The organism is Streptomyces sp. NPDC048269, assembly GCF_040652395.1.
Taxonomy (GTDB): Bacteria; Actinomycetota; Actinomycetes; order Streptomycetales; family Streptomycetaceae; genus Streptomyces.
Genome location: NZ_JBEZLW010000010.1, coordinates 76,995 through 99,021 on the forward strand (window position 1 = coordinate 76,995; position 22,027 = coordinate 99,021).

General features: G+C 67.0%; 34 protein-coding genes. All 34 read right to left on the reverse strand.

Annotated elements, in window-relative coordinates; genetic code table 11:
- Positions 1–96: 96 nt before the first annotated feature.
- The 34 genes from glmM to rplD all read right to left on the reverse strand — a co-directional run bounded on the left by glmM (position 97) and on the right by rplD (position 22,026).
- Positions 97–1,455 (reverse strand): phosphoglucosamine mutase, encoded by a 1,359-nt coding sequence (glmM, locus tag AB0D48_RS14050; RefSeq protein ID WP_362395147.1) that lies wholly within the window; start codon positions 1,453–1,455, stop codon positions 97–99.
- A 135-nt stretch (positions 1,456–1,590) separates the two neighbouring features.
- On the reverse strand, positions 1,591–2,112 hold the full coding sequence (rpsI, locus tag AB0D48_RS14055; protein ID WP_215143970.1) for a 30S ribosomal protein S9: 522 nt from the start codon (positions 2,110–2,112) through the stop codon (positions 1,591–1,593).
- Positions 2,113–2,154: 42 nt separating this feature from the next.
- On the reverse strand, positions 2,155–2,598 hold the full coding sequence (rplM, locus tag AB0D48_RS14060; protein ID WP_008739660.1) for a 50S ribosomal protein L13: 444 nt from the start codon (positions 2,596–2,598) through the stop codon (positions 2,155–2,157).
- Positions 2,599–2,829: 231 nt separating this feature from the next.
- Complete coding sequence (locus AB0D48_RS14065) at positions 2,830–4,086, reverse strand: glycosyltransferase family 87 protein (RefSeq protein ID WP_362395152.1); 1,257 nt, start codon at positions 4,084–4,086, stop codon at positions 2,830–2,832.
- Between the two features lie 64 nt (positions 4,087–4,150).
- Complete coding sequence (locus tag AB0D48_RS14070) at positions 4,151–5,779, reverse strand: ATP-binding cassette domain-containing protein (RefSeq protein ID WP_362395155.1); 1,629 nt, start codon at positions 5,777–5,779, stop codon at positions 4,151–4,153.
- 33 nt (positions 5,780–5,812) lie between these two features.
- Positions 5,813–6,664, reverse strand: coding sequence for a tRNA pseudouridine(38-40) synthase TruA (gene truA, locus AB0D48_RS14075; protein WP_362395158.1), 852 nt, complete (start codon positions 6,662–6,664; stop codon positions 5,813–5,815).
- 103 nt (positions 6,665–6,767) lie between these two features.
- On the reverse strand, positions 6,768–7,232 hold the full coding sequence (gene rplQ / locus AB0D48_RS14080) for a 50S ribosomal protein L17 (RefSeq protein ID WP_215023458.1): 465 nt from the start codon (positions 7,230–7,232) through the stop codon (positions 6,768–6,770).
- A gap of 161 nt (positions 7,233–7,393) precedes the next feature.
- Positions 7,394–8,416 carry a DNA-directed RNA polymerase subunit alpha gene (locus tag AB0D48_RS14085; RefSeq protein WP_007265920.1) on the reverse strand — a complete coding sequence of 341 codons (1,023 nt, stop codon included), beginning with the start codon at positions 8,414–8,416 and terminating at the stop codon, positions 7,394–7,396.
- Positions 8,417–8,566: 150 nt separating this feature from the next.
- Positions 8,567–8,971, reverse strand: a complete 405-nt coding sequence (rpsK, locus tag AB0D48_RS14090; RefSeq protein WP_003956432.1) for a 30S ribosomal protein S11 — start codon at positions 8,969–8,971, stop codon at positions 8,567–8,569.
- Between the two features lie 54 nt (positions 8,972–9,025).
- Positions 9,026–9,406 (reverse strand): 30S ribosomal protein S13, encoded by a 381-nt coding sequence (rpsM, locus tag AB0D48_RS14095; RefSeq protein ID WP_007265919.1) that lies wholly within the window; start codon positions 9,404–9,406, stop codon positions 9,026–9,028.
- A 198-nt stretch (positions 9,407–9,604) separates the two neighbouring features.
- Entirely contained in the window at positions 9,605–9,718 is a 114-nt protein-coding gene (gene rpmJ, locus AB0D48_RS14100; RefSeq protein WP_003956441.1) for a 50S ribosomal protein L36, read from the reverse strand.
- A 74-nt stretch (positions 9,719–9,792) separates the two neighbouring features.
- A complete protein-coding gene (gene infA / locus AB0D48_RS14105) occupies positions 9,793–10,014 on the reverse strand; it encodes a translation initiation factor IF-1 (RefSeq protein WP_003956442.1) in 222 nt (73 codons plus the stop codon).
- A gap of 139 nt (positions 10,015–10,153) precedes the next feature.
- Positions 10,154–11,005, reverse strand: coding sequence for a type I methionyl aminopeptidase (gene map, locus AB0D48_RS14110; protein WP_360890998.1), 852 nt, complete (start codon positions 11,003–11,005; stop codon positions 10,154–10,156).
- Positions 11,006–11,170: 165 nt separating this feature from the next.
- The gene (locus AB0D48_RS14115; RefSeq protein WP_362395163.1) at positions 11,171–11,818 is read right to left on the reverse strand and encodes an adenylate kinase; all 648 of its coding nucleotides are present in this window, start codon (positions 11,816–11,818) and stop codon (positions 11,171–11,173) included.
- Positions 11,818–13,131: a preprotein translocase subunit SecY gene (gene secY / locus AB0D48_RS14120; protein WP_362395166.1), complete on the reverse strand. Its 1,314-nt coding sequence runs from the start codon at positions 13,129–13,131 to the stop codon at positions 11,818–11,820. The genes AB0D48_RS14115 and secY overlap by 1 nt, the downstream gene beginning before the upstream one ends.
- 187 nt (positions 13,132–13,318) lie before the next feature.
- Positions 13,319–13,774 carry a 50S ribosomal protein L15 gene (gene rplO, locus AB0D48_RS14125; protein ID WP_008739693.1) on the reverse strand — a complete coding sequence of 152 codons (456 nt, stop codon included), beginning with the start codon at positions 13,772–13,774 and terminating at the stop codon, positions 13,319–13,321.
- 1 nt (position 13,775) lies between these two features.
- On the reverse strand, positions 13,776–13,958 hold the full coding sequence (rpmD, locus tag AB0D48_RS14130; RefSeq protein ID WP_005313525.1) for a 50S ribosomal protein L30: 183 nt from the start codon (positions 13,956–13,958) through the stop codon (positions 13,776–13,778).
- Entirely contained in the window at positions 13,958–14,563 is a 606-nt protein-coding gene (gene rpsE / locus AB0D48_RS14135) for a 30S ribosomal protein S5 (RefSeq protein ID WP_030298218.1), read from the reverse strand. Before rpsE ends, rpmD begins: the two co-directional genes overlap by 1 nt.
- Before the next feature lie 45 nt (positions 14,564–14,608).
- Positions 14,609–14,992, reverse strand: a complete 384-nt coding sequence (rplR, locus tag AB0D48_RS14140; protein ID WP_362395171.1) for a 50S ribosomal protein L18 — start codon at positions 14,990–14,992, stop codon at positions 14,609–14,611.
- Positions 14,993–14,994: 2 nt separating this feature from the next.
- Positions 14,995–15,534 carry a 50S ribosomal protein L6 gene (gene rplF, locus AB0D48_RS14145; RefSeq protein ID WP_362395173.1) on the reverse strand — a complete coding sequence of 180 codons (540 nt, stop codon included), beginning with the start codon at positions 15,532–15,534 and terminating at the stop codon, positions 14,995–14,997.
- 20 nt (positions 15,535–15,554) lie between these two features.
- Complete coding sequence (gene rpsH / locus AB0D48_RS14150) at positions 15,555–15,953, reverse strand: 30S ribosomal protein S8 (protein ID WP_007265911.1); 399 nt, start codon at positions 15,951–15,953, stop codon at positions 15,555–15,557.
- 223 nt (positions 15,954–16,176) lie between these two features.
- On the reverse strand, positions 16,177–16,362 hold the full coding sequence (locus AB0D48_RS14155; RefSeq protein WP_003956452.1) for a type Z 30S ribosomal protein S14: 186 nt from the start codon (positions 16,360–16,362) through the stop codon (positions 16,177–16,179).
- A gap of 5 nt (positions 16,363–16,367) precedes the next feature.
- Positions 16,368–16,919: a 50S ribosomal protein L5 gene (rplE, locus tag AB0D48_RS14160; protein WP_030388859.1), complete on the reverse strand. Its 552-nt coding sequence runs from the start codon at positions 16,917–16,919 to the stop codon at positions 16,368–16,370.
- A complete protein-coding gene (gene rplX, locus AB0D48_RS14165) occupies positions 16,919–17,242 on the reverse strand; it encodes a 50S ribosomal protein L24 (RefSeq protein WP_073912889.1) in 324 nt (107 codons plus the stop codon). Before rplX ends, rplE begins: the two co-directional genes overlap by 1 nt.
- Before the next feature lie 2 nt (positions 17,243–17,244).
- Complete coding sequence (gene rplN / locus AB0D48_RS14170) at positions 17,245–17,613, reverse strand: 50S ribosomal protein L14 (protein WP_008739701.1); 369 nt, start codon at positions 17,611–17,613, stop codon at positions 17,245–17,247.
- A 106-nt stretch (positions 17,614–17,719) separates the two neighbouring features.
- On the reverse strand, positions 17,720–18,001 hold the full coding sequence (gene rpsQ / locus AB0D48_RS14175; protein WP_030008467.1) for a 30S ribosomal protein S17: 282 nt from the start codon (positions 17,999–18,001) through the stop codon (positions 17,720–17,722).
- Positions 18,001–18,225 (reverse strand): 50S ribosomal protein L29, encoded by a 225-nt coding sequence (rpmC, locus tag AB0D48_RS14180; RefSeq protein ID WP_008739703.1) that lies wholly within the window; start codon positions 18,223–18,225, stop codon positions 18,001–18,003. The genes rpsQ and rpmC overlap by 1 nt, the downstream gene beginning before the upstream one ends.
- Positions 18,225–18,644: a 50S ribosomal protein L16 gene (gene rplP / locus AB0D48_RS14185; RefSeq protein ID WP_008739704.1), complete on the reverse strand. Its 420-nt coding sequence runs from the start codon at positions 18,642–18,644 to the stop codon at positions 18,225–18,227. Before rplP ends, rpmC begins: the two co-directional genes overlap by 1 nt.
- Before the next feature lie 5 nt (positions 18,645–18,649).
- Positions 18,650–19,492: a 30S ribosomal protein S3 gene (rpsC, locus tag AB0D48_RS14190; protein ID WP_069921523.1), complete on the reverse strand. Its 843-nt coding sequence runs from the start codon at positions 19,490–19,492 to the stop codon at positions 18,650–18,652.
- Positions 19,492–19,839 carry a 50S ribosomal protein L22 gene (rplV, locus tag AB0D48_RS14195; RefSeq protein ID WP_037792011.1) on the reverse strand — a complete coding sequence of 116 codons (348 nt, stop codon included), beginning with the start codon at positions 19,837–19,839 and terminating at the stop codon, positions 19,492–19,494. The genes rpsC and rplV overlap by 1 nt, the downstream gene beginning before the upstream one ends.
- 43 nt (positions 19,840–19,882) lie before the next feature.
- On the reverse strand, positions 19,883–20,164 hold the full coding sequence (rpsS, locus tag AB0D48_RS14200; RefSeq protein ID WP_008739713.1) for a 30S ribosomal protein S19: 282 nt from the start codon (positions 20,162–20,164) through the stop codon (positions 19,883–19,885).
- Between the two features lie 12 nt (positions 20,165–20,176).
- Entirely contained in the window at positions 20,177–21,013 is an 837-nt protein-coding gene (gene rplB, locus AB0D48_RS14205; protein ID WP_008739715.1) for a 50S ribosomal protein L2, read from the reverse strand.
- Positions 21,014–21,052: 39 nt separating this feature from the next.
- Positions 21,053–21,376: a 50S ribosomal protein L23 gene (rplW, locus tag AB0D48_RS14210; RefSeq protein ID WP_007265901.1), complete on the reverse strand. Its 324-nt coding sequence runs from the start codon at positions 21,374–21,376 to the stop codon at positions 21,053–21,055.
- Positions 21,376–22,026, reverse strand: coding sequence for a 50S ribosomal protein L4 (gene rplD, locus AB0D48_RS14215; protein WP_327254486.1), 651 nt, complete (start codon positions 22,024–22,026; stop codon positions 21,376–21,378). Before rplD ends, rplW begins: the two co-directional genes overlap by 1 nt.
- Position 22,027: the final 1 nt, after the last annotated feature.

Here is a 22,027-nt window from a genome sequence, read left to right on the forward strand (position 1 = left end):
CCGCCCCGCACGCCCCGGCCCGCGCACGAAACGCGTCGGCCCCGCCTCCGGAGTCCCGGAGGCGGGGCCGACGCGTACGCCGGACGCGGGAACGGTCTAGCCGAGCGCCGACTTCACGACGTCCGCGAGCCGACCGGCCACCGCGCGGGCCTGCTCGATGTCCGCGGCCTCCACCATCACCCGTACGAGGGGCTCCGTACCCGACGGACGCAGCAGCACCCGACCGGTCGTGCCCAGCTCGCGCTCGGCGTCGGCCACCGCCGCCGCCAGCTCCCCGGAGGTCCCGACCCGGGACTTGTCCACGTCGGGAACGTTGACCAGCACCTGCGGCAGCCGCTGCATGACGCCGGCCAGCTCCGCCAGGGACTTGCCGGTGGCCGCGACCCGAGCCGCCAGCAGCAAGCCGGTCAGCGTGCCGTCACCGGTCGTCGCGTGGTCGAGGATGATCACGTGGCCGGACTGCTCGCCGCCCAGCGCGTAGCCGTGCTCCTTCATGGACTCCAGCACGTACCGGTCGCCGACCCCGGTCTGCACGACCTGGATGCCCTCGCCCTCCATGGCCAGCTTGAAGCCCAGGTTGGACATCACGGTGCCGACCACGGTGTTCTCGCGCAGCTGCCCCGCCTCGCGCATGGCCAGCGCCAGCACCGCGAGGATCTGGTCGCCGTCGACCTCCGCGCCGGTGCCGTCCACGGCCAGGCAGCGGTCCGCGTCACCGTCGTGCGCGATGCCGAAGTCGGCGCCGTGCTCGACCACGGCCGCCTTGAGCAGGCCGAGGTGGGTGGAGCCGCAGCCGTCGTTGATGTTCAGGCCGTCGGGCTCGGCGCCGATCGTGACGATCTCCGCGCCGGCCCGGGCGAAGGCCTCGGGCGACACGTACGCGGCCGCACCGTGCGCCTCGTCCAGGACGACCTTCAGGCCGTCGAGGCGGTTGGGGAGGACCCCGATCAGGTGGGCGACGTACTTCTCGAAGCCCTCGGTGTAGTCGGAGACGCGGCCGACGCCGGAGCCGGTGGGCCGGTCCCAGGGGGCGCCGGTGCGGTGCTCCTCGTAGACGGACTCGATGCGGTCCTCCAGCTCGTCGGCGAGCTTGTGGCCGCCGCGCGCGAAGAACTTGACGCCGTTGTCGGGCATGGCGTTGTGGCTGGCGGAGAGCATCACGCCGAGGTCGGCACCCAGCGCACCGGTGAGATACGCCACCGCCGGGGTGGGCAGCACACCGACGCGCAGGACGTCCACGCCCGCGCTCGCGAGGCCGGCCACGACCGCCGCCTCGAGGAATTCGCCGGAGGCGCGGGGATCCCGGCCGACCACGGCGGTCGCCCGGTGACCCGCGAAGGTACCCGCCTCGGCCAGTACGTGGGCTGCCGCCACGGAGAGGCCGAGCGCGAGCTCCGCCGTCAGATCCGCGTTGGCAACGCCGCGTACACCGTCCGTCCCGAAGAGTCGTCCCACTGTTGTCCTCCCGAGTTTCAGCTTCGCTTGTGACCGCTTGTGACAGGTATTTGCCGCTTGTGGCGGTAAACGAACCGCCCCGGCAGCACAGAGAGTGCTGCCGGGGCGGTTTCGTTGCAGAACAGCAGGCGCAGATTAACGCTTGCTGTACTGCGGAGCCTTACGGGCCTTCTTGAGACCGGCCTTCTTGCGCTCGACCGCACGGTCGTCGCGGGAGAGGAAGCCGGCCTTCTTCAGCGCCGGGCGGTTGTTGTCCACGTCCGCCTCGTTCAGCGCACGGGCCACGCCGAGGCGCAGGGCGCCGGCCTGGCCGGAGACGCCGCCACCCGCGATGCGGGCGATGATGTCGTAGCGGTTGTCCAGCTCGAGGAGCTTGAACGGCTCGTTGACTTCCTGCTGGTGCACCTTGTTGGGGAAGTAGTCCTCAAGGGTGCGACCGTTGATCTTCCACTTGCCGGTGCCCGGAACGATCCGGACGCGGGCGATGGCGTTCTTGCGACGGCCCAGGCCGGCGGCCGGCTGGGGGTCGCCGAAGCGACCGGCAAGGGACTCGGAGGTGTAGTCGCCCTCGACGACGACCTCAGACTCGCTGGTGTACTCCTCGACGTTGCCCTCGAACTCGTCGACGGGGGTCGTCTCGGCGGTGGTCTCGGCCACGATGCTCCTCAGAATTTTCTACGTCTTAGGGGGTGGCCGGAACTACTGCGCGACCTGGGTGATCTCGAACGGCACCGGCTGCTGCGCAGCGTGGGGGTGCTGGTCGCCCGAGTAGACCTTCAGCTTCGAGAGCATCTGACGGCCCAGGGTGTTCTTGGGGAGCATGCCCTTGATGGCCTTCTCGACGGCCTTCTCCGGGTTGTTCGCCAGGAGGTCGTCGTAACGCACAGAGCGGAGACCACCCGGGTAGCCGGAGTGGCGGTACGCCATCTTCTGCGACGCCTTGTTGCCGGACAGGTGAACCTTGTCGGCGTTGACGATGATGACGAAGTCGCCCATGTCCATGTGGGGGGCGTAAGTCGGCTTGTGCTTACCCCGCAGGAGGGCAGCGGCCTGGGTCGCCAGACGGCCGAGGACAACGTCCTGGGCGTCGATGACGAGCCACTGGCGCGAGATGTCGCCGGGCTTGGGGCTGAACGTACGCACGCGTATGCCTTCGCTTCTTCAGTGGTGGTATCCCAAGGGCGCTAGCCCCATGGGAAGGTCCTGACAGGGTCACCACGGACGATCACGACAGCCCTCGTTCACAATCGGGGACGCAACCCGTGTGAACTGCTGGTCATCGGTCCGGTGGACCGGCGCAAGGCCTTTCACGTGAGAATGAGAAAGCCAATACGCATAACAAACCAGCAGGATACCCAAGCAGACCCGTACGGGTCAAAACGCGGTCCGCGATGCCGATTCTGCTGACGTCGCGGCGCACTCCGGTTCGGTCCTGGGTGGGGACCCCGCAGTTGTTACGGGCTCCAGAATAACCCGACCGGAGCGCAGCGCACGACGCGCCAGCAGAATCGCGAGCCCGCACAGGGTGGCGCAGTCCTTGAACGCGCGCCGCTTGCGCTCCAGCTCCGACGGCCACGGAATCCCCGCCACCTGCGGCCCCAGGGCCGCCCAGAACCAGGGCGAGCGGGGCATCGAGCCCGGCCGCACAGCCGAGGCCAGCAGCAGCGGCAGCACCACCAGCAGGTAGTGGTCGAAGGACGGCCGCGACACCAGGAATGCGGCGAGCATCACCATGCAGGCCGTCTCCACCAGCCGCAGCTCGCCGTCGTCGGCCTCGTCCTCCGCACGCCGCCACCGCGTCCAGGCGGCCCACAGCCCGGCCCCGGCCCCCACGAAGGCGACCAGCACCGCCAACGGCGCCGGCACCCCCAGCCGCGGCAGCACCGCGATCGGCGAGGCGTCCCACGGCAGCGCGTACGAGTCCTGCCCCTGGAGCAGGAACGGCAGGGTCTTGGTGAAGAACAGCGACGGGCTCGGCATCAGCAGCGCGCCGGCCAGCGACAACCCCAGCGGCACCAGCACGGCCACGGCCAGCCCCCGCCACCTCCGGGCCAGCAGGAAGACCAGCCCCATCGGCACCAGCATCGGCTTGCAGGCGATCGCCAGCCCCACCACCAGCCCGGACGCGCCCCAGTGGCGCCGGTGCGCGAGCAGCAGTGCCACCGGAAGCGCGGCCGCCGAGATGGCCGTCCAGTTGCCGATCAGCACGAGGTTCACGTACGGCTTGTAGGCGAGGGCCAGGACCGGGAAGCCGACCACCGCGAAGCGCGAGCGCAGCGGCACCGAGAACAGCCGCAGCGCCCCCAGCCAGCCCACGCCCAGCAGCGCGGACATCCCGACCGGCAGGGTCCACCTCAGCACCGTCTGCGGCAGCAGCGCCTCGGGTACCGCCATCAGCACGGCACTGGGCAGGTACAGGAAGCGCTTGTCCTCGTACGGGGACCCGCCCGCCAGCAGCGCTTCCGCGGCCTTGACCACGAAGGCGTTGTCCGAGCCCCAGTTGTCCCGCAGGCTCGTGGAGACGGCGATACCCAGGAGCACGGCGAGCGAGAGCAGCTGCCAGGGCCGTGAGGCGGGCCGCAGCAGCCAGTCGATCAGCCGGTTGCCGGAGGTCTGGGTCTCCCACTTCATGAGCCAGATGCTAGGCCGCAGCCCCACGGCGACTTCCCCTCACTCCGGCAGGGGTGGTCTCCCCCTAGCGCTTGCGTTCGACTCTACGTTCGTCCCAAACGGGTTCCTGAGTCTCCCGCACAACACCGTCCGAACCGAAGACCAGGTAACGGTCAAAAGTCCGCGCGAACCAGCGATCGTGTGTGACACACAGCACAGTTCCCTCGTACGCCTCCAGACCGTCCTGCAGCGCCTCCGCGGATTCCAGGTCCAGGTTGTCCGTCGGCTCGTCCAGCAGCAGCGCCGTGGTCCCCGCCAGCTCCAGCAGCAGGATCTGGAAACGCGCCTGCTGGCCGCCCGAGAGCTTCTCGAAGGGCTGATCGCCCTGGCGCTCCAGCTCGTAGCGGCGCAGGGCACCCATCGCCTGGCCCAGGGGCTTGGCCGCCTCCGTCCACAGGATGTCGACGAGGGTGCGGCCGAACAGCTCCGGGTGCGCGTGCGTCTGTGCGAAGTGGCCGGGAACCACCCGTGCGCCCAGCTTCCAGGCGCCCGTGTGCTTGACGTCCTCGCCCGCCAGCAGCCGCAGGAAGTGCGACTTGCCCGAGCCGTTCGAGCCGAGCACCGCGACCCGCTCCCCGTAGAAGACCTCCAGGGAGAACGGCTTCATCAGCCCCGTGAGCTCCAGGTTCTCCACGGTCAGGGCCCGCACGCCGGTCCGGCCGCCCTTGAGCCGCATCTTGATGTCCTGCTCGCGCGGCGGCTCCGGCGGCGGTCCGGCCTCCTCGAACTTCTGGAAGCGGGTCTGCATCGCCCGGTAGCGCGAGGCCATGTCAGGGCTGGAGGCGGCCTGATTGCGCAGCCGCAGCACCAGGGCCTTCAGCCGGGCGTGCTCCTCGTCCCAGCGACGCTTGAGCTCCTCGAAGCGCGCGAAGCGCTCCTTGCGGGCCTCGTGGTACGTCGCGAAGCCCGAGCCGTGCAGCCACACGTCGCTGCCCGTCGGGCTCGCCTCCAAGCTGATGATCTTCTCGGCGGCCTGGGTGAGCAGTTCCCGGTCGTGGCTGACGAAGAGCACCGTCTTGCGGGTGGCCTTCAGCTGCTCCTCCAGCCACCGCTTCCCCGGGACGTCGAGGTAGTTGTCCGGCTCGTCGAGCAGCAGCACCTCGTCCGGGCCGCGCAGCAGCGCCTCCAGCACGAGCCGCTTCTGCTCACCGCCCGAGAGGGTGCGCACCTCGCGGAACTGAGCGGTGTCGTACGGGATCGCCAGCGCGGCCATCGTGCAGACGTCCCACAGGGTCTCCGCCTCGTAGCCCTGGACGTCCGCCCAGTCGCTGAGCGCCTGCGCGTACGCCATCTGCGCGGCCTCGTCGTCGACCGTGAGGATCAGCTGCTCCGCGCGGTCCACGGCCTTCGCGGCCTCCCGGATCCGCGGCTGGGACACCGAGACCAGCAGGTCCCGTACGGTCGTCTCGTCCCGCACGGAGCCCACGAACTGCGACATCACGCCGAGCCCGCCGCTCACGGTGACCCCGCCGCCGTGCGGCTGGAGCTCGCCGGAGACCAGCTTCAGCAGGGTGGTCTTGCCGGCCCCGTTCGCCCCCACCAGGGCGACCACCGAGCCCTCCCCCACGCGGAAGGAGACGTCGGGGAGCAGGACCCGCCCGTCGGGAAGGTAGTACTCCAGGTGGCTGGCGTCGAGATGTCCCATGCCGGGCATTGTCCAGGCCGGGGGCGGATCCGCCCAAACGGATTAGCAGCAGCCCGCGCCGGGGAGGGTCCGAACGTTCCGGGCTTCCTTGCTGCGCGCGGCCAGCAGCTCGTCCGCCGGGTAGCCGACCTCCTCCAGGGTCAGCCCGTGCGGCTTGACCACGTGCACCGAGGAGTCCCGTACGGCCGCCTCCAGCACCTTGCCGGGCCAGTCGGTCGGCCGGTGGCCGTCGCCGACGTGCAGCAGGGCACCCACCAGCGAGCGGACCATGTTGTGGCAGAAGGCGTCCGCGCGGACGGTCGCGGTGATGATGCCGTCCTCGCCGCGCTCCCAGCTGAGCTGCTGGAGCGTACGGATGGTCGTGGCGCCCTCGCGCTTCTTGCAGTACGCGGCGAAGTCGTGCTCGCCGAGCAGCGGGGCGGCGGCCTCGTTCATGGCGTCCACGTCCAGGGGCCACTGGTGCCACAGCACGTGGCCGCGGCGCAGCGGGTCGACGCCCCCCTGGTGGTCGCCGACGCGGTAGGCGTAGCGCCGCCAGATGGCCGAGAAGCGCGCGTTGAAGCCCTCGGGGGCCTCGGCGACCTTCCATACCCGTACGTCGTGCGGCAGCCGGCCCGCGAGCCGGCGCAGCAGCTTGTCGTGGTGCTCGGCCCACACCTCCTCGGCCAGGTCGAACTGGGCGACCTGCCCGCGCGCGTGCACGCCCGCGTCCGTACGCCCGGCGACGGTCAGCTCGACGGGCTCCGACAGCCGCATCACGGTCTGCAGGGCCGACTCCAGCTCGCCCTGGACGGTCCGCAGCACGCGCTGCTTCGCCCAGCCGGAGAAGTCCTTGCCGTCGTAGCTCAGGTCCAGCCGCACCCGGACGTGCCCGGGCTCCACCTCGTCACTCACGTGACCGATCCTCTCAGCTGCGTCTTTCGAACGAACGCCAAACGGGCCCGCCCCGGAAGGGGGCGGGCCCGTTCAGAGCCGTTCAGCGTGATCCCGGTAGGGATCAGGCCTCCTTGGTCTCCTCGGCGGCGGGAGCCTCGGCGGCCTCCGCCTCCTTGACCGCGCGCTTGGTGGCGGCCTCGGCCTCACCGGTGGCCTGCTGGGCGACCGTAAGGGCCTCGACCAGCTCGATCACGGCCATCGGGGCGTTGTCGCCACGACGGTTGCCGATCTTGGTGATGCGCGTGTAACCACCGGGGCGGTTCTCGTAGCGCGGGGCGATCTCGGTGAACAGCGTGTGCACGATGCTCTTGTCCGTGATCGTCTGCAGCACCAGGCGACGGTTGTGGATGTCGCCCTTCTTGGCCTTGGTGACCAGACGCTCGGCGTAGGGACGCAGGCGGCGGGCCTTGGCCTCGGTGGTGGTGATGCGGCCGTGCTCGAAGAGCGCCTTCGCGAGGTTCGCGAGGAGGTGCTTCTCGTGCGCGGCGCTGCCGCCCAGACGGGCACCCTTTGCGGGACGCGGCATGGTGTTACTCCTTCATATCTGCACCGGCCGTGTCAGGTACCGGTGTCAGTTCCCCCGAGGCGGATGCCGCGGGAAAGTTTCACCAGGGCCCTCCGGGCCCGGGTCGATCAACCCCCGCCGGCGGCCCTGGCAAGGACCTCAGCCGCCGGCTGCGGGGAAAATCAGTACTGCTCGGTCTCGACGAAACCGGCGTCCGCGTCGTCGTCGGCGCCGAAGGCGTCGGCGGCGGCGGTCGGGTCGAATCCGGGCGGGCTGTCCTTGAGGGCCAGGCCCATGCCGGCCAGCTTCGCCTTGACCTCGTCGATCGACTTCGCACCGAAGTTGCGGATGTCGAGCAGGTCGGCCTCGGAACGCGCCACGAGCTCACCCACGGAGTGGATGCCCTCGCGCTTGAGGCAGTTGTACGAGCGGACCGTGAGCTCGAGCTCCTCGATCGGCAGCGCCAGGTCGGCGGCCAGGGCGGCGTCCGTCGGGGACGGGCCCATGTCGATGCCCTCGGCGTCGATGTTGAGCTCGCGCGCCAGACCGAACAGCTCGACCAGGGTCTTACCGGCGGACGCCATGGCGTCACGCGGGCGCATGGCCTGCTTGGTCTCGACGTCGACGATCAGCTTGTCGAAGTCGGTGCGCTGCTCGACTCGGGTCGCCTCGACCTTGTAGGTGACCTTGAGGACCGGGCTGTAGATGGAGTCGACCGGGATACGGCCGATCTCCTGGCCCAGCTGCTTGTTCTGGACGGCGGAGACGTAGCCGCGACCGCGCTCGACGGTCAGCTCCATCTCCAGCTTGCCCTTGCCGTTGAGCGTGGCGAGGACCAGGTCCGGGTTGTGCACCTCGACACCGGCCGGGGGCGCGATGTCGGCAGCGGTGACCAGGCCGGGACCCTGCTTGCGCAGGTACATCACGACCGGCTCGTCGTGCTCCGAGGAGACGACCAGCTGCTTGATGTTGAGGATGATGTCGGTGACGTCTTCCTTGACACCCGGCACGGTGGTGAACTCGTGCAGGACGCCGTCCACGCGGATGCTGGTGACAGCGGCACCCGGGATCGAGGACAGGAGCGTACGGCGCAGGGAGTTGCCGAGGGTGTAGCCGAAGCCCGGCTCCAGCGGCTCGATCACGAACCGCGAGCGGTACTCGTCGACGACCTCTTCGGTCAGCGAAGGACGCTGAGCGATAAGCATGTCTGTGTTCCTTCAGTCGTGGACGCCCACTATTTGACGCCCGACGGGATGCCGTACCGGGGTACGGCTACTACAAGGGTACGGGCGGTACGTCCCCCGAAGGGTTCGTACCGCCCGGACACTCAAGAACGCACAAGTGCGTCCGCTGCGTCAGACGCGGCGGCGCTTCGGCGGGCGGCAGCCGTTGTGCGGGGTGGGGGTGACGTCCTGGATCGAGCCGACCTCGAGACCGGTGGCCTGGAGGGAGCGGATCGCGGTCTCGCGGCCGGAGCCCGGACCCTTGACGAAGACGTCAACCTTGCGCATGCCGTGCTCCTGCGCGCGGCGGGCGGCCGACTCGGCGGCCATCTGCGCGGCGAAGGGGGTGGACTTGCGCGAGCCCTTGAAGCCGACGTGGCCGGCGGAGGCCCAGGAGATCACGTTGCCCGAGGGGTCGGTGATCGAAACGATGGTGTTGTTGAACGTGCTCTTGATGTGGGCGTGCCCGTGAGCGACGTTCTTCTTTTCCTTGCGGCGCACCTTCTTGGCAGCGCCCTGACGACCCTTGGGGGGCATCTAAATCTCCTACGGGAGGTGGTCGGTCCTACAGCGCAAGACCGCTGAACAGGACTACTTCTTGCCCGGCTTCTTCTTACCGGCGATCGCGCGACGCGGGCCCTTGCGGGTACGCGCGTTCGTGCTGGTGCGCTGACCGTGCACCGGCAGGCCACGACGGTGGCGGATGCCCTGGTAGCACTGGATCTCGATCTTGCGGCGAATGTCGCCCTGGATCTCGCGGCGGAGGTCACCCTCGGTACGGAGGTTGGCGTCCACGTACTCGCGGATCTTGACGAGGTCCTCTTCGGCCAGGTCACGAACGCGGGTGTTCGGGTTCACGCCGGTGGAGGCGAGGATCTCCTTGGACCGGGTGCGCCCGATACCGAAGACGTAGGTGAGTGCGATCTCCACACGCTTTTCGCGCGGGATGTCAACACCGGAAACGCGTGCCACAAATGGCTCCTGTGTGTTCGGGGGTCTTCCGCAGAACCACTCCCGACCGCCGACCACCCTTGGTGGGTGGTGGTACGTCCGGGTCCCCGGCCCCCGCCGGAGGTACCGCCGGCCCCGTACAGGGCTGGGCGGATTCTGCGTATGTACGTTTTCTTACGTCGCGCGAAGAACTGCGGAAGGCAGGTCGGTCGGCGTGCGTCAGCCCTGGCGCTGCTTGTGGCGCAGGTTGTCGCAGATGACCATGACCCGGCCGTGACGGCGGATCACCTTGCACTTGTCGCAGATCTTCTTGACGCTCGGCTTGACCTTCATGTGGGTGAGGTTCTCCGGGTCAGTGCCACCACCCGCGCCGGGACAAGACGCCCAGACGGGAGTGAAGACAAGATCTACTTGTATCGGTAGACGATCCGGCCACGCGTCAGGTCGTACGGAGACAGCTCCACGACAACCCGGTCATCAGGGAGGATGCGGATGTAGTGCATGCGCATCTTGCCGCTGATGTGCGCGAGGACCTTGTGACCGTTCTGCAGTTCCACCTTGAACATCGCGTTCGGGAGGGACTCGATCACGGTGCCCTCGATTTCGATGGCACCTTGCTTCTTGGCCACGCTTCGCCTTTCGAATCGGCTACCTTGATCGGCCTCGCGCGCCATGCAGGGCATGGAAGTGCACGAGAGCCGACGAGTCAGTCTACGTCAGGGCACCCAGAAAGACGAATCCGGAAAGTTTGCCCCAGATTGTAGATCATTACGCCAGGGGGTCCGGCGCCGTGGTGACCCCGTACTCCGCCAGCTTGGCCTTGCCGCAGTCCGGGCTGGTGAGAACGATCGGCCCGTCCTCGGTCAGCGCGATGGAGTGCTCCCAGTGCGAGGACCAGGTGCCGTCCGTCGTGATGACCGTCCAGTCGTCCGCCAGGACCTCGGTCTGGGCCGTGCCCAGGGAGACCATCGGCTCGATCGCCAGGCACACGCCCGGGACAAGCTTGATCCCCTTGCCCCGCTTGCGCGAGACGTAGTTCAGCAAATGGGGGTCCATGTGCATCTCGGACCCGATGCCGTGGCCGCCGTAGTCCTCGATGATCCCGAACTTGCCGAGGCTGTGCTCACCGGTGGACGGGCGCGGCTGACGCTTGATGTACGTCTCGATCGCCTTCGAGATGTCCACGAGGCGGTTGCCGAGCTTCATGGCGGCGATTCCGGCCCACATGGACTCCTCGGTCACCCGGGAGAGCTCCAGGAGCTCAGGGGCGTGCCCGGTGCCCACGAAGGCCGTATAGGCCGCGTCCCCGTGCCAGCCGTCGACGATGGCGCCGGCGTCGATCGAGATGATGTCGCCGTCCTTGAGGACCGTCTTGTCGTCCGGGATGCCGTGGACGACGACCTCGTTCACCGAGGTGCAGATGGTCGCGGGGAAACCGCCGTAGCCGAGGAAGTTCGACTTGGCCCCGGCGTCCGCGATGACCTTGCGGGCCACCATGTCCAGATCCCGTGTCGTGGCGCCGGGTACGGCCGCCTCACGGGTCGCCGCGTGGATCGCGGCGACGACCAGCCCTGCCTCACGCATCTTCGCGATCTGCTCGGGGGTCTTGATCTGCACCATGACGTGCCTTCCCTCTTTTGCGGCTGAACCGCCGCCGCTCTCGCGGAGGTGGTTACTCTCCGCTGTGATTGCTCAATTATTGGCTGAAGTACCACGAACCCGCGTCACGCAGACGGCCGCGATGCCCTGGGGACACCGCGGCCGTACCTGCACAACAAGGGGTGACTACTTCTGCAGCGCTTCCATCGCGCGCTTCGTGACGTCCGCGACCTCACCGAGGGCGGGGATGGTCACGAGCAGGCCCTGGGCCTTGTAGTAGTCGATGATCGGCTCGGTCTGCGTGTGGTAGACCTCCAGCCGGTTGCGGACCGTGTCCTCCGAGTCGTCACCGCGCTGGTACAGCTCGCCGCCGCAGGTGTCGCAGACACCTGCGGTCTTCGGCGGGGCGTACGTGACGTGGAAGACGTGCGCGGAGTCGTTCCGGCAGATACGGCGCCCGGCGATCCGCTTGACGACCTCGTCCTCCTCGACCTCCAGGTCGAGGACGGCGTCGAGCTTCATGCCCGCGGCCTGGAGCATCTCGTCGAGCGCCTCGGCCTGGGAGACGTTGCGCGGGAAGCCGTCGAGCAGGAAGCCGTTCACCGCGTCGGGCTGCTCCATGCGGTCCTTGGCCATGCCGATGGTGATCTCGTCGGGGACGAGGTCACCGGCATCCATGAACGCCTTGGCGCGCAAGCCGAGCTCGGTGTTCTGGCTGATGTTGGCCCGGAACAGGTCGCCCGTGGAGATGTGCGGGATCGACAGGTTCTTGGCAAGGAACGCGGCCTGCGTTCCCTTGCCCGCACCGGGCGGTCCAACGAGGACGATTCGCATCAGCGGAGGAACCCTTCGTAATTACGCTGCTGGAGCTGGCTCTCGATCTGCTTCACGGTTTCCAGACCCACACCCACGATGATCAGGATGCTCGTCCCGCCGAACGGGAAGTTCTGGTTCGCTCCGAAGCCCGCCAACGCCATCGTCGGCACAAGAGCGATGAGACCCAGGTACAGCGACCCCGGCCAAGTGATCCGGTTGAGCACGTAGCTCAAGTACTCGGCGGTAGGTCGACCGGCACGAATACCCGGGATGAACCCACCATACTTCTTCATGTTGTCTGCAACTTCCTCGGGGTTGAACGAAATCGCCACGTAGAAGAACGCGAAGAAGACGATCAAGAGGAAGTAGGTCGCGATGTAGTACGGGTGGTCGCCCTTGACGAAGTGCTTCTGGATCCAGGTGGCCCAGCCGGCGGTGGAGCCGCTGAACTGGACGATCAGCGCCGGGATGTACAGCAGCGACGAGGCGAAGATGACGGGGATGACACCCGCCTGGTTCACCTTGAGCGGGATGTACGTCGAGGTACCGCCGTAAGCACGGCGGCCGATCATGCGCTTCGCGTACTGGACCGGGATCCGGCGCTGAGCCTGCTCGACGAAGACCACCAGGGCGACCATCGCGAGGCCGACGAGGATGACGACACCGAACTCGACCCAGCCGTCGGCGATCTTGCCCTGGAGCTTGATCTGCCAGAGGGCGCCGATGAAGCCGGCGGCGATCGAGATGAACATGAGGATCGACATGCCGTTGCCGATGCCGCGGTCGGTCACGAGCTCACCGAGCCACATGACGACGCAGGTACCGGCGGTCATGGTGACCACCATGACGATCGTGGTGAAGATCGACCGGTCCGGAACGATCTGGCTGGCGACCTGGCAGCCCTGGAACAGGGCACCAGTGCGGGCGGTGGCGACGAGGCCGGTGCCCTGCAGGATCGCGAGTGCGACCGTCAGATAGCGCGTGTACTGAGTGATCTTCGCCGTGCCGGACTGTCCCTCTTTTTTGAGGTTCTCCAGCTTCGGGATGACCACGGTCAGCAGCTGCAGAATGATGCTCGCCGTGATGTACGGCATGATGCCGAGCGCAAAGATCGTGATCTGCAGCAGCGCGCCGCCGCTGAACATGTTGACGAGGCCGAACAGCCCGTTGCTGCTGCCTGCCTGGTCGACACAGATCTGAACGTTCTTGTAGCTCACGCCGGGTACCGGGATGTGGGACCCGAGCCGGTACAGCACGATGATGCCGAGCGTGAAGAGCAGCTTCTTGCGCAGGTCGGGCGTCTTGAACGCCCGGGCGAACGCGGTGAGCACGGTGCCTCCTGCGACCCCCGCGCTACTGCGTCAGAGGTGACGGTCTGAGGGATCGACGAATACGACAAAGCAAAGGTGCACGCCACCTTACCGGCGAGTGTGCCTCCCGTGGAACGACCGACCGGGGATGCCCCATATGTGAGGCATCCCCGGTCGGGTTTCGAGCTATTTAGTCACTTGATTCGTCTTAGACGAGCTCGGTGACCGTGCCGCCGGCAGCGGCAATCTTCTCCTTGGCGGAGGCGGAGACGGCGTCAACCGAAACCTGCAGCGCCACGGAGAGCTCGCCCTGGCCCAGGACCTTGACGAGGCTGTTCTTGCGCACCGCGCCCTTGGCGACCAGGTCGGCCACCGTGACCTCTCCACCCTCGGGGTAGAGAGCGCCGAGCTTGTCCAGGTTGACGACCTGGAACTCGGTGCGGAACGGGTTCTTGAAGCCCTTGAGCTTCGGCAGGCGCATGTGGAGGGGCATCTGCCCACCCTCGAAGCGCTGCGGGATCTGGTAGCGGGCCTTCTGGCCCTTCGTACCACGACCGGCCGTCTTACCCTTCGACGCCTCACCACGACCGACACGGGTCTTCGCGGTCTTGGCGCCGGGGGCGGGACGGAGGTTGTGGGCCTTCAGCGGGCTGTTCTCAGCCATGTTAGTCAACCTCCTCAACCGTCACGAGGTGGCGGACGGTGTGAACCATTCCGCGGAACTCGGGGCGGTCCTCCTTGACGACCACGTCGTTCAGGCGCTTGAGCCCGAGCGAACGCAGAGTGTCGCGGTGGTTCTGCTTGCTGCCGATGTACGACTTCGTCTGCGTGATCTTGAGGCGAGCCATTACGCAGCACCCGCCCCGGCACGTGCACGAAGCAGGGCCGCGGGAGCGACGTCCTCGAGGGGCAGACCACGGCGAGCCGCGATCTCCTCGGGACGCTGCAGGCCCTTGAGGGCCGCCACGGTCGCGTGCACGATGTTGATCGCGTTGGACGAGCCGAGCGACTTCGACAGGATGTCGTGAACGCCGGCGCACTCCAGAACGGCGCGCACCGGGCCACCGGCGATAACACCGGTACCGGGGGAAGCCGGCTTCAGCAGCACGACGCCCGCAGCACGCTCGCCCGTGATCGGGTGAGGGATGGTGCCCTGGATGCGCGGAACCTTGAAGAAGTTCTTCTTGGCTTCCTCGACACCCTTGGCGATGGCCGCGGGAACTTCCTTGGCCTTGCCGTAACCGACACCTACAGTGCCGTCACCGTCGCCCACCACGACCAGCGCGGTGAAGCTGAAGCGGCGACCACCCTTGACAACCTTGGCGACGCGGTTGATCGCGACAACGCGCTCAACGTAAGCGGTCTTCTCGGCGGCAGGGCCACCGTCGCGACCCTTCCGGTCCCGCCGCTCGCCGCCACCGGCACCGCTTCCGCGGCGCTGGGGTCCAGCCATTGGATTACCTCTCTCTGTTACGTCCGTGAGTCCCGGAACCGGGGCTTAGAACTTCAGCCCGGCTTCGCGGGCGGCGTCAGCCAGAGCGGCAATGCGCCCGGCGTATCGGTTGCCACCGCGGTCGAACACGACGGTCTCGACACCCGCAGCCTTGGCACGCTCGGCGACGAGCGCGCCGACAGCCTGGGCCTGGGCGCTCTTGTCGCCTTCGCCACCGCGGATCGAAACGTCCAGGGTCGACGCGGACGCCAGGGTGTGACCCTGGAGGTCGTCGATGACCTGAGCAACGATGTTGCGGTTGGAACGCGTCACGACGAGGCGCGGACGCTCCGCCGTACCCGAGACGTTCTTGCGGATGCGGATGTGGCGGCGAGCCTTGGCAGCGCGCTTGTACGCGTCGCCCTTGGCGATCTTCACACCGTATGCCATGGCTACTTACCAGCCTTTCCGACCTTGCGGCGGATGACTTCGCCGGCGTACTTGACACCCTTGGCCTTGTACGGGTCGGGCTTCCGCAGCTTGCGGATGTTGGCGGCGACCTCGCCGACCTTCTGCTTGTCGATGCCCTCGACCGAGAACTTGGTCGGCGACTCGACCTTGAAGGAGATGCCCTCGGGCGCCTCCACCAGGATCGGGTGGCTGTAGCCGAGCTGGAACTCCAGGTTGGAGCCCTTCGCGGCCACGCGGTAACCGACACCGCTGATCTCGAGAGCCTTGACGTATCCCGTGGTCACACCGGTGATCATGTTCGCCACCAGCGTGCGGGACAGGCCGTGCAGGGCCTTGTTCTGACGCTCGTCGTTCGGGCGGGTGACGTTCAGAACGCCGTCCTCGTCCTTGACGACTGCGATGGGCGCCTTAACGGTGTGCGCGAGGGAACCCTTGGGGCCCTTCACCGCGACCGTCTGGCCATCGATGGTGACGTCCACACCGGCGGGAACCTGGATGGGGAGCTTGCCGATTCGCGACATTGCTTTTCCTCCGTTCCCGACTACCAGACGTAGGCGAGGACTTCCCCACCTACGCCCTTCTTGCCTGCCTGCTGACCGGTCAGGAGACCGTGGGACGTGGAGATGATCGCCACGCCCAGGCCGCCGAGGACCTTCGGCAGGTTGGTGGACTTCGCGTACACGCGCAGACCGGGCTTCGAGATCCGCTTGATGCCCGCGATGGAGCGCTCACGGTTCGGCCCGAACTTCAGCTCGAGGACGAGGTTCTTGCCGACCTCGGCGTCCTCGACCTTCCAGCCGGTGATGAAACCCTCCTGCTTGAGGATCTCCGCGATGTGCGACTTGATCTTGCTGTGCGGCATCACGACGGTGTCGTGGTACGCCGAGTTAGCGTTACGCAGACGCGTGAGCATGTCTGCGATCGGGTCAGTCATGGTCATGAAGTGGCCTTCGGCCTCTCTCGCCGGGGTTTCCTGTATGCGCCATCCCTCTCCCCACTCAGTGGCGGGACGGGTGCGGTGCGGGGACCTACGGCGTAGTAAGTCGTTATGGGCGGCGGACGCCCAACCACACAAGCCTAAGGCATGCGGGGCCGGACGGCCGCCGTCCAGATGCTTACCGAGAGTGCCTGGAAGTTCCCAAGTCCTTACGGACGAGAGGGAATTACCAGGAGCTCTTGGTCACGCCCGGCAGCTCGCCACGGTGAGCCATCTCACGAAGGCAGACGCGGCACAGGCCGAACTTGCGGTACACGGAGTGGGGGCGACCGCAGCGCTGGCAGCGGGTGTACGCACGCACACCGAACTTGGGCTTGCGGGCAGCCTTCGCGATGAGAGCCTTCTTCGCCATCTCGCTTACGCCTCCTTGAAGGGGAAGCCGAGGTGACGAAGGAGGGCGCGGCCCTCGTCGTCGTTGGTCGCCGTGGTGACCACGGTGATGTCCATACCCCGGGTACGGTCGATCTTGTCCTGGTCGATCTCGTGGAACATGACCTGCTCCGTGAGACCGAAGGTGTAGTTGCCACGGCCGTCGAACTGCTTCGGCGACAGACCACGGAAGTCACGGATACGCGGCAGCGCGAGCGACAGCGTACGGTCCAGGAACTCCCACATGCGGTCACCGCGGAGGGTGACGTGGCAGCCGATCGGCTGACCCTCACGCAGCTTGAACTGCGCGATGGACTTGCGGGCCTTCGTGACGGCCGGCTTCTGACCGGTGATCGTCGTCAGGTCCTTGATGGCGCCGTCGATCAGCTTGGAGTCGCGGGCGGCGTCGCCCACACCCATGTTGACCACGATCTTCACGAGGCCGGGGATCTGCATGACGTTCTCGTAGGAGAACTCCTCACGCAGCTTGCCCGCGATGTCCTCGCGGTACTTCGTCTTGAGACGCGGAGTGGTAGCCATCAGATGTCCTCACCCGTCCGCTTGGCAACGCGGATCTTGTTGCCCTCGTCGTCGAAGCGGAAACCGACGCGGGTAACGACCTTCTGGCCGTCCTTCTCCACAACCAGCTGAACGTTGCTGACGTGGATCGGCGCCTCGGTGATCACGATGCCACCGGTCTGCGAGCCACCAGCGGTCTGGCCGGCCTTGGTGTGCTTCTTGACCCGGTTGACACCCTCGACGAGGACGCGGTTCTCAGCGGGGAAGGCGACGATGACCTTGCCCTGCTTGCCCTTGTCCTTACCGGTGATGACCTGAACCAGGTCGCCCTTCTTGATCTTCATGCTTACAGCACCTCCGGCGCGAGCGAGATGATCTTCATGAACTTCTTCTCGCGCAGCTCACGGCCCACCGGGCCGAAGATACGGGTGCCGCGAGGGTCGCCGTCGTTCTTCAGAATGACGGCGGCGTTCTCGTCGAAGCGGATGTACGAGCCGTCCTGGCGGCGACGCTCCTTGACGGTGCGAACGATGACCGCCTTGACGACGTCACCCTTCTTCACGTTGCCACCGGGGATCGCGTCCTTGACGGTGGCGACGATGACGTCACCGATGCCCGCGTAGCGGCGACCGGAACCACCGAGAACACGGATGCAAAGGATCTCCTTTGCACCAGTGTTGTCGGCGATACGCAGTCGCGACTCCTGCTGGATCACGTGTATCTCCTGTTTGTCTGCCGGTTCCCGGCGGGGGCTTCACTCCGAGGAGCGAGGCCCCCACCGAGCCTGGCGGAACGAATCCGGGGGAAACCCCCCGGACGAATTACTTGGCCTTCTCGAGGATCTCGACGATGCGCCAGCGCTTGCTCGCCGACAGCGGACGCGTCTCCATGATGAGGACGCGGTCGCCGACACCGGCAGCGTTCTGCTCGTCGTGAGCCTTGAGCTTGTTCGTACGGCGGATGACCTTGCCGTACAGGGCGTGCTTGACGCGGTCCTCGACGGCGACGACGACGGTCTTGTCCATCTTGTCGCTGACGACCAGACCCTCACGGGTCTTGCGGAAACCGCGCTCGGTCTTCTCAGTCACGTTGTTCTCGCTCATCAGGCGCTCTCCACCGTCTCGATACCGAGCTCACGCTCGTGCATCAGGGTGTAGATGCGAGCGATGTCCTTACGGACGGACTTGAGCCGGCCGTTGTTCTCCAGCTGACCCGTGGCCGCCTGGAAGCGGAGCTTGAACAGCTCCTCCTTGGCCTCGCGCAGCTTGCCAACGAGCTCCTCGTTGCCGAGCTCACGCAGCTCGGACGCCTTGGTTCCCGTCGCCATCACGACTCACCTGCCTCGCGCCGAACAATCCGGCACTTCATCGGAAGCTTGTGAGCAGCGCGGGTGAGCGCCTCACGAGCAATCTTCTCGTTCGGGTAGGACAGCTCGAACATGACCCGACCCGGGTGCACGTTGGCGATCCACCACTCGGGAGAACCCTTACCGGAACCCATGCGGGTCTCGGCCGGCTTCTTCGTCAGCGGGCGGTCCGGGTAGATGTTGATCCAGACCTTGCCGCCACGCTTGATGTGGCGGGTCATCGCGATACGAGCCGCCTCGATCTGGCGGTTCGTCACGTACGCCGGGGTCAGCGCCTGGATGCCGTACTCACCGAACGTGACCTCAGTGCCACCCTTCGCCATACCGCTGCGCTTGGGGTGGTGCTGCTTGCGGTGCTTGACCCTACGAGGGATCAGCATGTCGGTCAGGCCTCCGTTCCGGTGCTCTCGGCCGGAGCGGCGGCGGGAGCGTCGGCCTTGGGGGCCTCGGCACCAGCAGCCTGCTGCGGCTTGCGGCCACCACGGCCGCCGCGCTCGCCACCACGGCCACCACGGCCGGCGGGACGGTCGCCTGCGCCCTGCGCGCCACGGGCCGGGCGGTTACCCGCACGGGCCGCAGCGTTCTCGGCGCGAACCTCGGCGATGTTCTTGACGTCGCCCTTGTAGATCCAGACCTTCACACCGATACGGCCGAAGGTGGTCTTGGCCTCGAAGAAGCCGTAGTCCACGTTCGCGCGCAGCGTGTGCAGCGGCACACGACCCTCGCGGTAGAACTCGGAGCGGGACATCTCGGCGCCGCCGAGACGGCCGCCACACTGGATCTTGATGCCCTTGGCGCCGGCCTTCATCGTGCCCTGCATGCTCTTACGCATGGCACGACGGAAGGAGACGCGGGAGGAGAGCTGCTCGGCAACGGCCTGGGCAACCAGCTGAGCGTCGACCTCGGGGTTCTTGACCTCGAGGATGTTCAGCTGGACCTGCTTGCCCGTGAGCTTCTCGAGGTCACCGCGGATGCGGTCGGCCTCGGCGCCACGGCGGCCGATGACGATGCCCGGACGAGCGGTGTGGATGTCCACACGCACGCGGTCACGGGTGCGCTCGATCTCAACCTTCGAGATGCCGGCGCGCTCCATGCCGGACGTCATCATCCGACGGATGGCGACGTCTTCCTTGACGTAGTCCTTGTACAGCTTGTCGGCGTACCAACGCGACTTGAAGTCGGTGGTGATGCCGAGCCGGAACCCGTGCGGGTTTACCTTCTGGCCCATTACCGGGAACCTTCCTTGCTGCTGACGACCACGGTGATGTGGCTGGTCCGCTTGCGGATCCGGTAGGCACGGCCCTGCGCACGCGGACGGAACCGCTTCAGGGTCGGGCCCTCGTCCACGAACGCCTCGCTGATGACCAGCGTGGAGGCGTCCGGGTGGTTGTAGTTGTGTGCGGCATTGGCAATGGCGCTGTCCAGCACCTTGCCAACCGGCACGCTCGCGGCCTGCGGGGCGAAACGCAGGACCGCCTGAGCCTCCGTGGCATCCATGCCACGGATAAGGTCCACCACTCGGCGGGCCTTCATGGGCGTGACGCGGATGTACCGCGCCTGGGCCCTGGCTTCCATGGTTGTCCCTTCGGTGTAAGTCATAGTCGTAACCACCCCGCCTTTAGCGGCGCTTCGACTTCCGGTCGTCCTTGACGTGGCCGCGGAAGGTGCGAGTCGGCGAGAACTCGCCGAGCTTGTGGCCGACCATCGACTCGGTGACGAACACCGGGACGTGGGTCTTGCCGTTGTGCACCGCGATGGTGTGACCCAGCATGCTGGGGATGATCATCGAGCGACGGGACCAGGTCTTGATGACGTTCTTGGTGCCGGCTTCGTTCTGGACGTCCACCTTCTTTACGAGGTGGTCGTCGACGAAGGGCCCCTTCTTGAGACTGCGCGGCATCTAAACCCGCTCCTAGCGCTTCTTGTTCGTCTTGCGGCGGCGGACGATGTACTTGCTCGAAGCCTTCTTCGGCGAGCGAGTACGACCCTCCTTCTGACCCCACGGGGAGACCGGGTGGCGACCACCACTGGTCTTGCCCTCACCACCACCGTGCGGGTGGTCAACCGGGTTCATCGCGACACCGCGGACGGACGGGCGAACGCCCTTCCAGCGCATGCGGCCGGCCTTGCCCCAGTTGATGTTCGACTGCTCGGCGTTGCCGACCTCGCCGACGGTGGCGCGGCAGCGCGCGTCGACCAGGCGGATCTCACCGGAAGGCATACGAAGGTGGGCCATCGTGCCCTCCTTCGCCAGCAGCTGCACGGAGGCACCCGCGGAACGGGCGAACTTGGCGCCACCACCGGGACGGAGCTCGATCGCGTGGATCGTGGTACCGACCGGGATGTTACGGAGGGCCAGGTTGTTGCCGGGCTTGATGTCGGCCGTGGGGCCGTTCTCAATCCGGTCGCCCTGCTTCAGAGCCTTCGGCGCGATGATGTAGCGCTTCTCGCCGTCCGCGTAGTGCAGGAGCGCGATGCGCGCGGTGCGGTTGGGGTCGTACTCGATGTGCGCGACCTTGGCCGGCACGCCGTCCTTGTCGTGACGACGGAAGTCGATCACGCGGTAGGCGCGCTTGTGTCCACCACCCTGGTGGCGAACGGTGATCCGACCGGTGTTGTTACGGCCGCCCTTGCTGTGCAGGGGGCGAACCAGCGACTTCTCCGGCGTGGACCGCGTGATCTCGACAAAGTCGGCGACGCTGGAGCCACGACGGCCCGGGGTCGTCGGCTTGTACTTGCGGATACCCATTTCTCAGTCCTCGTCCGATTCCGGACGACTAGACCTCCGTTAGGAGGCCTGGCCGCCGAAGATGTCGATACGGTTGCCCTCGGCAAGGGTCACGATGGCGCGCTTGGTGTTCGCACGCTTGCCGAAACCGGTCTTGGTGCGCTTGCGCTTACCCTGACGGTTGATCGTGTTGACCCCGGTGACCTTGACCGAGAAGACCGCTTCCACGGCCTGCTTGATCTGGGTCTTGTTGGCGCCGGGCGCGACGATGAACGTGTACTTGTTCTCGTCCAGCAGCGCGTAGCTCTTCTCCGAGACAACCGGCTTGATCAGCAGGTCGCGCGGGTCAGTGAAGGTCTTGCTGGTAACGGTCGCCTCAGACATCAGGCGTCGCTCCCTTCGGTCTCATCGGCCTTGGGGCCAGACACGAAGGACTCGAAAGCGGCCTGGGTGAAGACCACGTCGTCAGAGACGATCACGTCGTACGTGTTCAGCTGGCCCGGCTCCAGGATGTGAACCTGGGGCAGGTTGCGGGCGGACAGCCACGCGGCCTCGTCGGCGCGCTCGACGACCAGGAGCACGTTCTTGCGCTCCGAGATCTTGCCGAACAGCGTCTTGGCGGCCTTCGTGGAGGCGGCACCCTCGACCACGCCGGTGACGACGTGGATGCGGGAGTGACGCGCACGGTCCGAGAGGGCACCGCGGAGCGCGGCGGCCTTCATCTTCTTCGGGGTCCGCTGGGAGTAGTCACGCGGCTGCGGGCCGTGGACGACGCCACCGCCGACGAACTGCGGAGCGCGGGTCGAACCCTGGCGAGCGCGGCCGGTGCCCTTCTGGCGGTACGGCTTGCGGCCACCACCACGGACTTCGCCACGACGCTTGGTCTTGTGCGTGCCCTGACGGGCAGCAGCCAGCTGAGCGACAACGACCTGGTGGATCAGCGGAACGCTGGTCTTCGCGTCGAAGATCTCCGCGGGGAGCTCGACGGTACCGGCCTTGTCGCCTGCCGGCGAAAGGATGTCAATGGTGCTCATT